Annotated in this window: 1 protein-coding gene and 1 pseudogene; both read left to right on the forward strand. The window is 72.4% G+C overall.

The window, feature by feature from the left end; all coding sequences use genetic code 11:
* A pseudogene (locus ACTIFU_RS23800) lies at window positions 1-201 on the forward strand (hypothetical protein); the annotation flags it as partial.
* The coding region (locus ACTIFU_RS23805; RefSeq protein WP_439580807.1) for a phage terminase large subunit family protein at window positions 198-1,099 on the forward strand (902 nt) is incomplete at its 3' end. The pseudogene ACTIFU_RS23800 and the gene ACTIFU_RS23805, both read left to right, overlap by 4 nt.

Here is a 1,099-nt window from a genome sequence, read left to right on the forward strand (position 1 = left end):
GTCGACAAGGCGCGCGCGCTCCTGCTGGTGCACCGGCTGGCGAAGGAGGAGCGCGACGCCATCCTGGGCTGGCCCGCACGGGTCGCGGCCGAGATGGCGGCCGAGCTCGGCGTCGATGCGCACCGGCTGCAGATGATGCTCGACGCCCGCCTGCGCATCCTGCTCGCCGAGCGCAACGACGTGCGGATCGCGGTGGCATGAACGGCCTGGATCGGATCCTCACGGAGGTCGGCCGGTTCGACGGCGACCTCGAGATCGTCCAGGCCTGGCGCGACGGCCTCGCCCCCGAGCCGGCGCTGCTGGTCTCGGAATGGGCCGACCGGCACCGCGTGCTCGGCTCGCGCGACTCCGCCGAGCCCGGCCCGTACCGGACAGCGCGCACGCCCTATCTACGCGAGGTGATGGACGCGCTGTCGCCGTCGCACCCGGCGCGGCGGGTGGTGTTCATGAAGGGCGCGCAGGTGGGCGCGACCACCGTGGGGACGAACTGGATCGGCTATGTGGTGCACCACGCGCCGGGGCCGATGCTGGCGGTGCAGCCGACCACGGAACTCGCCAAGCGCTTCTCCGACCAGCGCATCGATCCCCTGATCGAGGAGACGCCCGCGATCCGCGAGCGGGTCGCGCCGGCACGCTCGCGGGACTCGGGCAACCGCCAGCTCTCGAAGGAGTTCCCGGGCGGCCAGCTCGTGATGACCGGCGCGAACAGCGCGGTGGGCCTGCGCTCGATGAGCGCGCGGTTCCTGTTCCTCGACGAGATCGACGCCTATCCGGGCGACGTCGAGGGCGAGGGCGACCCGATCGCGCTGGCCGAGGCGCGGGCGCGCACCTTCGGCTGGCGGCGCAAGACGTTCCTGGTCTCGACGCCGACCATCGCCGGGCTGTCGCGCATCGAGCGCGAGTACCTCGCCTCCGACCAGCGCCGGTTCTTCGTCCCCTGTCCGCGCTGCAATGCGATGCAGTGGCTGCGGTTCGAGCGGCTCGTGTGGCAGAAGGGCGAGCCGGAGGGCGCGCGCTACCTCTGCGATGCCTGCGACCATCCGATCGGCGAGCAGCACAAGACCGCAATGCTGGCCGAAGGCGTGTGGCGGGCCACGGC

This window comes from Elioraea sp. (assembly GCF_051860475.1).
GTDB lineage: Bacteria > Pseudomonadota > Alphaproteobacteria > Acetobacterales > Acetobacteraceae > Elioraea.